Annotated in this window: 11 protein-coding genes and 1 pseudogene; 3 read left to right on the forward strand and 9 right to left on the reverse strand. The window is 57.1% G+C overall.

The window, feature by feature from the left end; translation table 11 throughout:
* Positions 1-26: 26 nt before the first annotated feature.
* Entirely contained in the window at positions 27-2,003 is a 1,977-nt protein-coding gene (locus tag H0484_RS05340; protein ID WP_226953423.1) for a SurA N-terminal domain-containing protein, read from the reverse strand.
* Between the two features lie 127 nt (positions 2,004-2,130).
* Between H0484_RS05340 and H0484_RS05345 the strand changes: the two are divergent.
* A pseudogene (locus H0484_RS05345) lies at positions 2,131-2,994 on the forward strand (23S rRNA (adenine(2030)-N(6))-methyltransferase RlmJ); the annotation flags it as partial.
* Positions 2,995-3,135: 141 nt separating this feature from the next.
* On the opposite strand, the gene H0484_RS05350 reads toward H0484_RS05345, so the two are convergent.
* From H0484_RS05350 to H0484_RS05370, 5 genes are all read right to left on the reverse strand, one after another.
* Entirely contained in the window at positions 3,136-3,870 is a 735-nt protein-coding gene (locus H0484_RS05350; protein ID WP_226953429.1) for a pseudouridine synthase, read from the reverse strand.
* Positions 3,867-4,763: an amino acid ABC transporter substrate-binding protein gene (locus tag H0484_RS05355; protein WP_226953430.1), complete on the reverse strand. Its 897-nt coding sequence runs from the start codon at positions 4,761-4,763 to the stop codon at positions 3,867-3,869. The genes H0484_RS05350 and H0484_RS05355 overlap by 4 nt, the downstream gene beginning before the upstream one ends.
* Positions 4,764-4,786: 23 nt before the next feature.
* Positions 4,787-5,125 (reverse strand): P-II family nitrogen regulator, encoded by a 339-nt coding sequence (locus tag H0484_RS05360; RefSeq protein WP_226953432.1) that lies wholly within the window; start codon positions 5,123-5,125, stop codon positions 4,787-4,789.
* Positions 5,126-5,152: 27 nt separating this feature from the next.
* Complete coding sequence (locus H0484_RS05365) at positions 5,153-6,802, reverse strand: NAD+ synthase (protein WP_226953434.1); 1,650 nt, start codon at positions 6,800-6,802, stop codon at positions 5,153-5,155.
* 69 nt (positions 6,803-6,871) lie between these two features.
* Positions 6,872-8,176 (reverse strand): mechanosensitive ion channel family protein, encoded by a 1,305-nt coding sequence (locus tag H0484_RS05370; RefSeq protein WP_226953435.1) that lies wholly within the window; start codon positions 8,174-8,176, stop codon positions 6,872-6,874.
* A 66-nt stretch (positions 8,177-8,242) separates the two neighbouring features.
* Here H0484_RS05370 and argH point away from each other — a divergent pair, with 66 nt between their 5' ends.
* Together argH and H0484_RS05380 are read left to right on the forward strand one after the other, a co-directional pair.
* Positions 8,243-9,667, forward strand: a complete 1,425-nt coding sequence (gene argH, locus H0484_RS05375) for an argininosuccinate lyase (RefSeq protein WP_226953436.1) — start codon at positions 8,243-8,245, stop codon at positions 9,665-9,667.
* A 6-nt stretch (positions 9,668-9,673) separates the two neighbouring features.
* Complete coding sequence (locus H0484_RS05380; protein WP_226953438.1) at positions 9,674-9,895, forward strand: SlyX family protein; 222 nt, start codon at positions 9,674-9,676, stop codon at positions 9,893-9,895.
* A gap of 63 nt (positions 9,896-9,958) precedes the next feature.
* Here H0484_RS05380 and rlmD read toward each other — a convergent pair whose 3' ends face one another.
* From rlmD to H0484_RS05395, 3 genes are read right to left on the reverse strand one after another with little or no spacing between them, the layout of a single operon-like run.
* Positions 9,959-11,266, reverse strand: a complete 1,308-nt coding sequence (gene rlmD / locus H0484_RS05385) for a 23S rRNA (uracil(1939)-C(5))-methyltransferase RlmD (RefSeq protein ID WP_226953442.1) — start codon at positions 11,264-11,266, stop codon at positions 9,959-9,961.
* Positions 11,267-11,284: 18 nt separating this feature from the next.
* Positions 11,285-12,061: a 3'-5' exonuclease gene (locus H0484_RS05390; protein ID WP_226953443.1), complete on the reverse strand. Its 777-nt coding sequence runs from the start codon at positions 12,059-12,061 to the stop codon at positions 11,285-11,287.
* Positions 12,058-12,867, reverse strand: coding sequence for a peptidoglycan DD-metalloendopeptidase family protein (locus tag H0484_RS05395; RefSeq protein ID WP_226953444.1), 810 nt, complete (start codon positions 12,865-12,867; stop codon positions 12,058-12,060). Before H0484_RS05395 ends, H0484_RS05390 begins: the two co-directional genes overlap by 4 nt.
* Between the last annotated feature and the right edge of the window lie 6 nt (positions 12,868-12,873).

Raw genomic sequence — 12,873 nt, forward strand, 5'->3', positions numbered from 1 at the left:
GATCGATCAAGGCTGGCCAAGCTTGTTCAGCTGTCCTGCTCGTCGGTTTGCTCCAAGGCCTGTTTTGCCTCGGGAAGCATCTTGACCTTGGCTTGCTCACGCATGGCCGCCAATACGGCCTGCTGCTCGGCCACAGCCTGAGCCTGATCCAGCTGGGCGCGCAAGGACATGCTCATGAAGGATTCAAGTTCGCCCTCTTGTACTTCTTCGAGACGCACGATGGCGTAACCCTGCTCATTCTCTACACCGATGAAAGCCGGCAAAGCAATGCTACGGGCCTCGAAAATAGCCTTGAGCTCGTTGCTCCCCAAACCTTGGGCATCCATACGGCTGACCGTTATCGGGGCACTAAAGCCCTCTTCGGAAGCCTTGCCCTCTGCTTCGCGCAGGCTGGCTAATACTTTTTCACCCGCTTGCGTAGCCGCTTCGCGAGCCTTCTCTGCCACCAGCTGCTCGCGAATGAATTCACGCGCCTGTTCGAGCGGACGAACTTGGGCTGGATGCAGGGTTTCGGCACGCACGACAACCATCACCCCCGGCGCGATTTCTATGACACCGGAACTATGTTGTTCTTTGCGACTGGCTTCGGAAAACAAGGCGCGACGCACGCGGGGATCGTCGAGCAATTGCGCATCTGCGTTATCAATCGCCGCAGCGATTTCAGTCTCGGGCAACACGTCCTTGGACAACAACCGGTCTACCGCTACCCCGGTGGCCTTGCGCACCTCCAGGCCCAATGCCTGAGCTGCCGGAACCAAGCTGCTATTGTCTTCGTAGGCTTGCTCGGTTAAACGGGTGGCCAGCTCTGCATAGCGGTCGGCGGCCAACTGACGCTTGACCTCTTGTTCAACTTGGGCACGCGCCTGCTCGAAGCTCTCGCCTTGTTCGGGCTGAACCTCGTTAGCCAGGAACACATGGTAATTGCCTGAGACTTCTACAACGCCCGACACCTGCCCTTGCTTGAGCTCGAACACGGCGCTTTCGATCTCGGCAGGCCAAGTGCCCCGTGTGATCCAACCCAACTGCCCGCCGTTGGCCGACGTACCCGCGTCCTGTGAATGGGTTTTGGCAAGTTCTGCAAATTGCGTAGTGTCGGCTGCCGCCTGGTCTGCTACTTGCTGTGCTTGCTGGCGAACTTCGGCACGCTGGGCTTCGGAGGCATCGGCTGGAACCGCAAATTGAATATGGCTGACATTGCTACGTGCGGCCTGGACATAACGCGACTTGTTTTGGTCGTAATAGGCACGCAGGTCGGATTCATTGATAGCCGGCAGACTTTGCGTGGCGGCAGCCTCATCCAACACAAGGTATTCCACAGTGGCGTACTCGGGGACGCTCAGCGCTTGCTGATTGGCCTCGTACCAGGCTTTTATCTGTGCGTCGTCTACCTGAACATCAGCCTCGAAAGCGCTCAGTGGAAACTCGCGCTGACGGACAACGCGACGCTCGGTGAGCGCTTGCCCCACTGTCGTGACTGTGGCGTCTGGCACGTGCGCTGTCGCTGCCACGGGCCCCAGCACGCGCTGCAAGGCCAACTCGCCGCGCTGCCCTTCTTCGAAATCCTTGCTGTTCAGGCCCATGCTGGCCAATACGGCACGATAGCGTTCGGCAGAGAATCGACCGTCTTCTTGGAAGTCGGGAATCGCGGCAATGGCACGGCGTAGCGCGGCATCGGAGACGGTAAAGTGATGCTGTTGAAGCTGATCGATGAGCACGCGGCGCTCGATCAGCGAGTCGAGCAAGGCCAGGCGTGTTTCGGGGGTATCGACGACGGCGGGATCAAAAGCCGCCCCCATATTGGCCTGAATGCGTTGCAGCTGCTCGCGACGTGCCTGGTCGAATTCTTGCAGGGTAATGCCGCTGTTGCCGACTTCAACCAGTTCTTGGTCGCCGGAATTGAAGCTGGTATAACTACTTACGCCGAAGAGCGCAAACGACGGCACTATCAGTACCAACAAAATAAGCTGCATCAAGCGTTGGTGCGTGCGGATAAAATCGAACATGTCATCAGGCTCGTAAGCGTCTATGCCTTCCCTGGTCTGGCCTCTGTTTGCGCTTGAATAGCGCATACAACCAGAAGGGGCGTCACTAAAAATTAATCTGGCAGTTTAACACCGGACAGAGGTCGTATTGTTCAGCTATCGCCACGCCTTTCATGCAGGCAACCACGCCGACGTGCTCAAGCACGCCATGCTTTTACACATCCTGGATCACCTGGGCAAAAAAGACACCGCCTACACGCTTGTAGACACCCATGCGGGGGCCGGTATTTACGACCTCAGCGATGATTGGGCACGCACCAAGGCCGAGTCCGACTTAGGCGTGGCGCGCGTCTGGCACGCTGCGGCAGGCAGCTCCGCGCCAGCCTTGGTACAGCGCTACTTGCAAGCTATCCAAACCTACAACGAGCAGGGCTCGTTACGCTGGTATCCAGGCTCCCCTTGGCTGGCTTTGCACGCCATGCGTTCGCAAGACCGCCTACGCCTTTTTGAAATGCACCCTTCCGAAGGCGAGATCCTGGCCCACAACCTCAACTGCCTCGATAGCCGCCAGCAACGCCAAACGGAACTGCGCGACACTGATGGCTTCGGTGGTTTGAAAGCCTTTTTCCCGCCCCCCAGCCGACGCGGTTTAGCCGTTATCGACCCTTCTTACGAAGACAAGCAAGATTACAAGCGGGTGCTGCAAACGCTGGAAGAAGGCCTTAAGCGTTTCGCCAGCGGTACTTATTTTGTCTGGTATCCGCTGGTGCAACGCCGCGAAGTCGAGGCTATGGTCAAAGGAATGCGCAAACTCGCACCCAACGAGTGGCTGCATGCTTCTTTGCAGGTCAATAAACCCTCTGCCGATGGGCTGGGGCTGTACGGCAGCGGGGTGTTCGTCATCAACCCGCCTTATACGCTGGCAGCCAGTCTGCACCAAGCACTACCGTGGCTAAACAAAACCTTGGCGCAAGACTCGCATAACCGCCACACCCTAGAAAGCGGCGATAACACCCGCAAGAAAACGACAGACGATGAGGATGAGGCTTCGTTGCCAAACCACCGCACCCCGGCCCGGCCCCAACAGCGGCATCCCGCAGCCCGGCGCCCAGCGGTCAAGCGACCACCTCGGCGCCCCTAGGGTGGTGCAAACCTAGAAAAAGCTTTCGTGTTCGCCCAGGTAACGCCACTTACCGGGCGGCAGATCGCCCAGCACAATACGGCCCATACGCACCCGCTTCAGGCCCACTGCTTTCAGGCCTACCATTTCGCACATGCGCCGGATCTGGCGCTTTTTACCTTCGCGCAGCAAAAAGCGCAGCTGGTCGTCGTTTTGCCAACTCACCTTTGCAGGTTTCAGCGCCTGGCCGTCAAGGCTTAGCCCATGATTGAGCATGGCCAGGCCATTGGGCGACAGTTTGCCTTGCACACGCACCAAATACTCTTTCTCTATTTGTGAATCGGCATCTATCAATTGCCGAGCAATGCGGCCATCCTGGGTCAAAACCAGCAAGCCCTGAGAATCAATATCCAGCCGGCCTGCTGGGGCAAGGCCACGCAAATGCGAAGCCTGAAACACGCGCGCGGAACGGTCACCCGCGTGTCGAGACTGCGCGGTAATCAGCGTAACAGCGGGTTTGTAGCCCTGCTCGGCCTGACCGGAGACCACTCCCACAGGCTTATTAAGCAAAATGGTCACGCGCTCGGTTTGGCGCTTGCGTGCGGCGTTTTCCAGCGTGATGGTTTGATTCGGCAAGGCCTTGGCGCCCAAGCCTATCACCTGGCCGTCCACACGCACCCAGCCTCTTTCAATATAGTGGTCTGCTTCACGCCGTGAGCACATGCCGCGTTCGGCGAGAAGTTTGGATACCCTGACGGGTTCGTTCATTGATACACCGCTGGGTCGGGGGAATCGGTAGGCTCTGCGAAGACGCGTTTGAGCGCATCGCCAATCGGCCAGTTCAGGTTGATGTCGCGCGGCGCAATCGGCTGCGTAAACCATTTTTCATAAAGTTTTTCCATACGGCCGTCTTGCATCATGGCTTTGATGGCGTCATCGACTGCTGCCTTGAATTCAGGGTCGTTTCTGGGAAGGATGACGGCATAAGGTTCCGTGCTGAACGTTTCCTCGCCTATCTGCCAGTCGTCGGGCTGGCGCGAATTGGCTATCAAGCCTGCCAACAGCACGTCGTCCATCAGAAAGGCCGCCGCCCGCCCGCGTTCTACGGCCAGAAAAGCTTCCGCGTGATCTTTGGCCGGCATGATACGTATGCCCAACTTGCGTTCGGCATTCTCTTGGGTCAGCCATAGCAAACTGCTGGTGCCCGCCGTTGACACCACGGTTTTGCCCTTAAGACTTTGCAAATCAGTAACGCCGGAGTCTTTGAGAGATGCCAGGCGGGTACTCGTGATGAACATAGTGGGCGCAAACGCCACCTGTTGCTGGCGCTGCTCATTATTGGTGGCAGAACCGCAGGCCATGTCTATGGTGCCGTTGGCCACCAGCGGGATGCGCGTAGAAGACGTCACCGCCACACGCTTCACGCGCAAATCGGGCAAGCCCAGTTGCTGCTTGAGCACCTCGACCACACCCATGCAAATATCCATGGAATAGCCTATGGGCTGCTGCTTGTCGTCAAGGTAAGAAAAAGGCAAGGACGCTTCACGATAGCCCAACGTCACCTCGCCGCGGTCGCGTATTTGATCCAGCCGACCAGCCTGCGCGCATAGCGCCATGCCAAGCATGGCGCCACCGAGCAGCCATTTTTTCCAGTGTGTCATGCGGATTCTCCTTGGTTCATGGACTACAGCGCCTGTCGGCCCGATTCACTCGTGCGTATGCGTATGGCTTGTTCTATCGGCAATACAAAAATTTTGCCGTCGCCTATTTTGCCTGTATGAGCGGCCTTCACAATCGCCTCTATGGCGCGGTCGGCCTGTTCGGCTGAAACAGCCAGCTCTACACGTATCTTGGGAAGGAAATCGACGACGTATTCTGCACCGCGATAGAGTTCAGTGTGCCCCTTCTGGCGACCGAAGCCTTTGACTTCGGTAACCGTGAGGCCGCTGACGCCAACCTCGGCCAAAGCCTCGCGCACTTCGTCAAGTTTGAAGGGTTTGATGATCGCCACAATCAGTTTCATAGCTAGTACCTGCTTTATTCTTGAGCCTTACCGCACGTCGCGATAGGCATTTATGATGGGATGGCGCCAATCGCGCCCGAAGGCCCTTGACGTAACTTTGGGCCCTATGGCCCCTTGGCGCCGTTTGTACTCGTTGAACCTAACCCGCCTGAGCACATCTTCTACGGTCTGGGCATCCCTGCCGGCAGCCACGATCTCGGCGGCAGACTGATTCTGTTCGACGTGACGCTCCAGGATATCGTCCAGTTCTTCATAGGAAGGCAAACTGTCTTGATCGGTCTGGTCAGGTCGCAACTCGGCAGATGGGGCACGGGTAAGGATACGTTCGGGAATCACCTGCGACTGCTGATTGCGCCAGTGAGCCAAGCGATAGGCCAAAGTCTTGGGGATATCTTTAATGGGTGCAAAACCGCCCGCCATATCCCCATAAAGCGTGCAATAACCCGTAGCCAACTCTGACTTATTGCCAGTGGTCAGCAACAAGCCACCGAATTTATTGGAGATCGCCATCAGCAAGGTGCCGCGCACACGTGCCTGAATGTTTTCTTCCGTGGCGTCGGGCTCCAGACCTTGAAACAATGGGGCCAAGGCGGCGTCGAAGACTGTAGACAAAGGTGCTATGGCAATCTCTTCGTATGCAACACCCAGGCCTTGCGCCATCGCCGAGGCATCATCCAATGAGATCTGCGCAGTGTAAGGGGACGGCATCATGATGGTACGTACCGCTTGCGCGCCCAAGGCGTCTACCGCCAAGGCCAGCACCAAAGCGGAATCCAGCCCCCCCGACAAACCCAGCAGCACAGAAGAGAAGCCCGCTTTGCGCACGTAATCGCGCAAAGCCATGACCAAGGCGGCATAGACTTGTGCTTCGTCACTTGGCCAATGAGCAACCCAGCCCCCCTGCTCTTGAGCACCGGTTTGTACCGTCACTTTGCCTTGCGCATCGCAAATCAGGTCGAGCACACCCAAGGCCTCTTGGAACATGGGTAAACGCGCCACAATTTGACCAGCATCATCCATCACCATGCTGGCGCCATCGAATATAAGCTCGTCTTGGCCGCCTACCAGGTTCAGGTAAACCACTGGGCAACCCTGGGCCGAATCACGCACAATTTGCTCACGCTGCCCTTGCTTGCCCAGACAATAAGGCGAAGCGTTGAGCACAAGCAAAGCCTGTGCCCCGCGCTGCAGGCAAGCTGCGGGAGTTTCCGGCAGCCACATATCTTCGCAAATCAGTATGCCCAAACGCACACCCTTGCAATCAAAAACCAGCGTTTGGTCGCCCGGCTGGAAATAGCGAAGCTCGTCGAAGACGCCGTAATTGGGCAGTTGATGCTTGTGATAAGTGCCGACCCGGCGCCCTTCATGCAAGATGGTGGCCGCATTGAATAGCTGCTGACCCTGGCTATCTACGTGGCCCACCACAACATGCAAGCCGGCCAGCCCGGCCAATTGCTCTTGAAGCGTATCCAGCACCTGCTGCTGCTGGGAGACGAAAGCCGGCCGCAGCAAAAGGTCTTCGGGCGGATAGCCCGTCAGGGCAAGCTCGGGCGTAATAAGGACATCAGCCCCTTGCGCATGCGCCAGCTTAGCCTGCTCTAGAATCAGCGTGGCGTTGGCAAGCAAGCCGCCAACCGTAGGGTTGATCTGTGCCAAGGCGATTCGGATGCTGCTCATGGGCCTACTCTGAACAAAAGGAAAAATTATCGCATGGCCTGCGGCACACGCACCGCAGACCACCACGCCTTAATGAGGCAAACGCTGTTCTTTTTCGCCAAACGAGTCCCGGCCCAAGGCCAAGGCAAAGTCGGCCCCCGAGGGCGATTGATAAAGCTGCAAGGACAACTCGGGCAATATCGCCAGAAGATGGTCAAAAATGTCGCCCTGTATGCGCTCGTACTCTACCCAGGCAGTTTTGGCCGTAAAGCAATAAAGCTCTATCGGTATGCCTTCAGAGGTAGGCTCCATCATCCGCACCATCATCGTCATGTCAGAGTGCAGCTCTTGGTTCTGCTCCAAATAGGCCAAGGCATAGGCTCTGAAAGTCCCCAGATTCGTCAACCGGCGTTGATTGGCCGGCACGCTGCTCGCATCACCCAGCGCGCTATTGGCCTCGTCCAGCTCCTGGCGCTTGCCGGCCAGATAGTCCGACAACAGGCGGTATCGTGACAAACCCTGGATTTCTTCGGGTGTCAGGAAACGCACAGAAGCCGCATTGATGCGCAGGGTACGTTTGATACGGCGTGCTCCGACTTCGAACATATTGCGCCAGTTTCTATAAGCCTCGGAAAAGAGCTTATAGGTGGGGATGGTGGTGATGGTCTTATCCCAGTTCTCGACTTTGACCGTATGCAAAGCGATATCCACCACGAAACCGTCGGCGTTGGCCTGAGGCATTTCTATCCAATCGCCTATACGCAACAAATCATTCGAGGTCAGTTGGGTGCTTGCCACCAAGGACAGCAAGGTATCTTTGAACACCAACAGCAGTACCGCTGACATGGCACCCAAACCGGACAACATCAGCAAGGGAGACTGATCGATCAGCAAAGAGAAAATCAAGATGGCGCATACGCCCCACAAGATGATCTTGGCCAGTTCCAGATAACTCTTGATTGACCGGGTCTGCGCCTGAGTCGATGCGGCATAGGTGTCTTGCCACGACTTCAGCAAACCTATCAGGGCCTTGAAAAGATAGAAGACGCTGATAGCCTGAAGCAGTCGGGCAAAAGGCAAAAGGTACTGATCATCCAAAGGCAGCAGCGTCAGGTTGAACAGCACCACCGTCAGCGACGCCACATAACCCACGCTGCGGAACACGTTGTGCCTGTCCAAAGCATGCGACCAATGAGCACGCCCCACGGCGCTCAAGGCGCGATGGGCCAGTGCCACCAGCACTTTATCTACGATCCACCCTGTGATCAGGACCAGCAAGAAGAGGATGACCAGGCCTGTCAGAACTTGCGCCCAGAGCGCATCAGGCACATAGGAGTACAAGCCTTGGTGCTTGAGCCATTCGACGAATTTATTGGTTTCCAGGTGGGGCTGCATTGGGTAAAAGTTCTCCTGTTCAGCTTCTAATACAATAGAGGGATTACTCCCATTCATTAAAACATCATGTCCGCGCAAGCCTCAAACCCAGCCAACAATCAGTTTGCCAACAAGGCCCAAGCCTGGTCCGCCCGATTCTCCGAGCCCGTCTCCGACCTCGTCAAGCGTTATACCGCTTCGGTCGACTTCGACAAGCGTTTGGCACACGCAGATATCCGCGGCTCTTTGGCGCATGCCGACATGCTGGCTGCGGTAGGTGTCATTAGCGCTCAAGACCTAGCCGACATCCAGCGCGGCATGCTGCAAATCACCCAAGAAATAGACGCCGGAAGCTTCGAATGGTTGCTCGATCTCGAAGACGTGCACCTGAACATCGAAAAACGGCTGGTCGAATTAATAGGCGATGCCGGCAAACGCTTGCATACCGGTCGCTCGCGGAACGACCAAGTCGCCACCGACATCCGTCTTTGGCTACGCGACGAAATCGACGCTAGCCTACACCAGTTGCAGCAGCTGCGCCTTAACCTGGCGGGGCTGGCACTAGAGCACGCCGAAACGATTTTGCCGGGCTTTACCCATTTACAAGTGGCTCAACCCGTCACTTTTGGCCATCACCTGCTGGCTTATGCCGAGATGTTCGGCCGAGACGCCGAGCGTCTGCAAGACGCCCGCAAGCGCATCAACCGCCTTCCCCTGGGCGCAGCCGCCTTGGCCGGCACCACCTACCCCATAGACCGCCTGCGCGTCGCGCGCACGCTGGGTTTTGACGACATTTGCCACAACTCGCTCGATGCCGTCTCCGACCGTGACTTCGCCATAGAGTTTTGTGCCGCCGCCGCCCTGGTGATGATGCACGTTTCGCGCCTGTCCGAAGAACTGATTCTGTGGATGAGCCCACGCGTTGGCTTCATTGACCTGGCCGACCGCTTCTGCACCGGCAGCTCTATCATGCCGCAAAAGAAGAACCCCGACGTGCCTGAGTTGGCACGCGGGAAAACCGGTCGCGTATACGGCAACTTGATGGGCCTGCTTACGCTCATGAAAGGCCAACCCCTGGCCTACAACAAAGATAACCAAGAAGACAAAGAAGGTCTGTTCGACACGGCTGACACTTTGCGCGACACCCTGGTTATTTTTGCCGACATGGTCAGCGGCATACGCGTCAAGGCCGACGCCATGCGCGCCGCCGCTTTGCAAGGCTTCTCTACCGCAACCGACTTGGCCGATTATCTCGTCAAGAAGGGCTTGCCCTTCCGCGATGCGCACGAAACCGTGGCTCATGCCGTACGCATGTGCGAAGACCGCGGCTGCGACCTGGCCGACCTGACTTTGCCCGAGCTGCAAGCATTGCATGCCAGCATCGAGTCGGACGTGCATCAAGTCTTGACGCTGGAAGGCTCAGTCTCGGCACGCAATCACGAAGGCGGCACCGCCCCCGAACGCGTTCGTATCGAGGCACAAAAAGTACTGAAGGCCTTAAGCGAAAGCTGATCACTCATGACCCCTTTGCCTCCAGAAATCGAGAACCGTCTGATCGACTTAGAGATCAAAGTGGGTTTGGCCGACGACATGCTAGAGCAGCTGAATCACACCATTTTCAAGCAGCAACAGCAGATTGAGCTTTTGATGCGCGAGCTGCTAGAGCTGCAACGCCAAAGCCAAGAAAACCGCCCCTCCACGGGCTCTAGCATCAAAGACGAAATCCCGCCACATTATTGAAGGCAAAAAAAACGGCCATCCTTAAGATGGCCGCCGGTTTAGCTAGAAGATTGGCGCTGCGCTTTACTCGAACACCGCGATAGACTCTACGTGAGCGGTATGAGGAAACATATTCATAACGCCGGCAGCCAACAGGCGGTAGCCGCCTTGCTCAGTCATGATCGCGGTGTCTCGTGCCAAGGTGGCAGGGTTGCATGAAACGTAGACGATGCGTTTTGGGCGCTCGGCGGGGGCAAGCGCTGACAAGGCCGTCACGAGTGCTTCGGCGCCCTCTCGGGGCGGATCTATCAGCATGCGGTCAAAATGTCCTCGCGCACGCAGCCATTCGGCATCAATCTCGAACAGGTTACAGGGCATGAACTCGGCTTTCTCGGCCAAGCCGTTGGCTTGCGCGGCCTCTTGAGCCCGACGCGTCAAGGTCTCGCTCCCCTCGACTCCCAGCACGTAGGCGGCCTGAGTGGCCAGAGGAAGACTGAAATTACCCAGACCACAGAACATGTCGGCTACACGATGGTGGCTTTCCACTTGCAATAAGCGCAAGGCACGCGAAACCATGGTGCGATTCAGCTGATGATTAACCTGTGTAAAGTCGGTGGGCTTGAAAGCCATGCGCAGCCCGAACTCGGGCATGCTGTAGGCTAGTTTTTCGGCATCCTCGGCTTGCAAAGGATGCACGGAATCCGGCCCTTTGGGCTGCAACCACCAGCTCACGCCACGGGCGGCGCCAAACTCTGCCAATTTACGCTTATCTTCATCGGTAAGCGCTTCCATATGGCGCAGGTTCAATACAATCAAATCGTCACCCATGGCCAATTCGATCTGGGGAAGACGATCCGGGGTAGATAAACCGCCCAGCAATTCGCGTAAAGGCATCAGCAAATCGGACACTTGCTTCGGCAGCACACGGCACTCTTGCATATCCGCCACATAGGCACCGCGCTTCTCACGGAAGCCCACCAGCACGCCACCTTTTTTTCTTACGAAGCGGGTAGATAGGCGGGCACGATAGCGATAGTGCCAATTAGGCCCATGCAAAGGCGGAAGCACGGTGTAATCTGTAACCCTGCCTATGTGCTCCAGCGCATCTTCCAAAACACGCTGCTTGACAGCCACTTGCGCCGCAGGCGACAAGTGCTGTATGGCACAGCCCCCACAGGTTCCAAAATGCGGACAGGCAGGCTCAACGCGCTGAGACGATGGCGTGAGTACGCGAACCATACTGGCCAACTCATAGTTTTTTTTACTACGTCCGGGCTGAGCCTCGATGCGCTCGCCGGGCAAAGCCCCTGTCACGAAAATAACTTTGCCTTCACGGTGGGCGACGCCACGCCCTTCCAAATCCAGGGATTCGATGTCCAGTACGACTGTCATGATGTAGGTAAAACGGTTTTAGTGACCCCAGGCGGCCAGATATTCGCGCCAATGCGGGGCATCTATGCCTTGCAGCGTCTCGCGCACCAAGGCAATTTCGGCTTCGTAAGCTTGTGAGTCTATTTCGCCGCGTATAAAACGGAAGCGGCAGTACATGAGCCAGGTATTGACCACGTCGGTCTCGCAATAGGCACGGACTTCGTCTTGCTGGCCGTCTGACCAGGCGCGCCAGACTTGGCTGCCGTCCATACCCAGTTTGCCCGGAAAACCGCACAATTTGGCGAGGTCATCCATGGGCGCATTGGCTCTGCCGTTATATTTGGCTAGCAGATCCATCAGATCGGTATGGCGCGTATGGTAGCGATTCAGATAGTTATTGAACTTGAAGTCTCTATCGTCGTCGCCCATATCCCAGTATCGCGGCGCCTGTACGCCATGAATCAGGCTGCGATAGTGCAGAACGGGAAGATCAAAGCCCGAACCGTTCCAGCTGACCAGACGAGGCGTGTAGCGCTCTATGGTCTTGAAAAAACCATTGATGAGCACAGCCTCGCCGTCTTCGGGGTTGCCCAGTGTTTTAACGCGAAACCCGTTATCGTCGCGAAACACGCAGCCCACCACGACGATGCGCTGCAAATGCAGCGGCATGAAGTCGGAGCCGTGCGACGCCAGCCGCGCTTGCTGGGCGGCTTCGATGACTTGCACGTCTGTCCATTGGGGGTCGTAGTCGCCCAATTGCCTCAGCGCTTGGGCGTCGGGAATGGTTTCGAGATCGAATACCAGGGTTGGGATCATCGTGCAGGCAGGTAAGACAGCGGATTGACCGGCGTACCGCCGCGGCGGATCTCAAAGTGCAGCCGTGGAGAGGTGGTATCCGTCATGCCCAGCAAGGCAATGCGATCCCCCTTCTTGACCTGTTGACCCGCCGTGACCAGTAACTTCTGGTTGTGCGCATAAGCCGTCATGAAACCGTTACCGTGATCGAGCAAAACCAAATTACCCAAGCCGCGTACGCCATTACCTACGTACATGACCTTGCCGGCGGCGGCTGCGGCAACAGGGTCGCCCTGCTTGCCTTCGATGTCTACACCCTTGGTATTGGTATTGAAACCTTGGATGATCTTGCCCTGCGCAGGCCAGCCCCACGAGACCACGCCGGCATCAGAAGCACGCGCAGGCGCCTTGGTTTCGACCGTTTGGACGGGCTTGGCAACGGGTTCGCGAGGCGTGGAGGTGCCTGCCACTGACGAGCTGGAGGCAACTGGAGAAGCATCATCGCTAAGACGCAGAATTTGCCCGGCCCACAGTCGATTCGGGTCGATGAGGTCGTTCATGCGTACCAATTGAGCCACGCTGGTATTGTGCGCACGCGCAATGCCGAACAAGGTGTCACCCGACTTGACGACGTAGGTTCCGCCCATAGCGGCGGCAGTGCCGGACTGGCCCCCTTGGTTCAGGTCGGTGATGGGCGCGCTGGTTTTTTTGGACGCACACCCCGCCAAAGCGACCGCCACCAACACGGCGCCCAGCGCACGCCAGGCCACGGCCTGCTTGATAGGGTGAGTGGTTTTATCTAAAAGTTGCAACGCCTGGGCATGCATGTAATT

The sequence above is a fragment of the Mesopusillimonas faecipullorum genome (assembly GCF_020539505.1).
GTDB lineage: Bacteria > Pseudomonadota > Gammaproteobacteria > Burkholderiales > Burkholderiaceae_B > Mesopusillimonas > Mesopusillimonas faecipullorum.